This is a genomic window from Mesorhizobium sp. M7A.F.Ca.US.014.04.1.1 (genome assembly GCF_003998745.1).
Lineage (GTDB): Bacteria > Pseudomonadota > Alphaproteobacteria > Rhizobiales > Rhizobiaceae > Mesorhizobium > Mesorhizobium ciceri.
The window spans coordinates 1-781 of record NZ_RZRW01001209.1; the positions used below are offsets into that span (position 1 = coordinate 1).

1 protein-coding gene is annotated in these 781 nt (G+C 59.5%); it reads right to left on the reverse strand.

Going from position 1 to position 781, the window contains the following annotated elements:
- Positions 1–781 (reverse strand): SGNH hydrolase domain-containing protein (locus EOA22_RS37920; RefSeq protein WP_206521537.1); only part of this gene is annotated, 781 nt, incomplete at both ends.

The following is a 781-nucleotide window of genomic DNA, read 5'->3' on the forward strand; positions in this document are numbered from 1 at the left end:
GTCATATGGTGATGGTCGCGCCAGACGATGATGTTGCCGACCACGGCCGAACAGCTGTCCTTGCCACATAAGGCATCGTTCATGTCAACGACACGGACCCCCGGCAATGTCCCCGCGGCGAGGGCGAAGACATCACTCGTCTCCACCTCCTGTCGCGCGTTGACGCATTTGTCGGGATTGGCGGCCAGGCAATCACCGGGATCGAACTTGACGAAAGGCGTGTTACGAATGGCGATAATGCGCAGGCCGGCACTGTTCAAGTCGCTCCAGATGCTGCGCAAACCGTCGATCATTGCCGGCTCCGGTGTGTCGGAATAGCGAGACTGGCTGGTGAACATCAGGTCTGGCCGCAATTTCCTGATCTCGGCGAGAACGTTGTCGCGCCATGTTGCGCAGGCCTCATACGGCTTACCGTCATCCGTCACAGCGGCAAGGGTGAAAGGGCATGCAGCCTTGGTGAAGGTGACCAATTTCCACTTGCGGTCCCTGGCAATCTTGTCGATGGCCGGGATCCATTGTGCTGCGTGTGAATCGCCTGCGACGACAATGGTTCTGGTTCCCTGGGGATCGCCGAGCTGGCAGCCCACAGCTTGCGTGCTGTCCTGCTCCTGATGGCATTTCAGTCGATAGACGATCGGTACGTCACGCCTGAGTTTGCCGAGGGATGGCAGCAGTTCCACGTCGCGCGGAACCGAAGCGTTGGCAAGCAGCGCTGCCGGCCCTGGATAATTCGGTGTCCCGATCAGGCTGATATCGACGTCTTGCCTGTCGAGCGCATAGC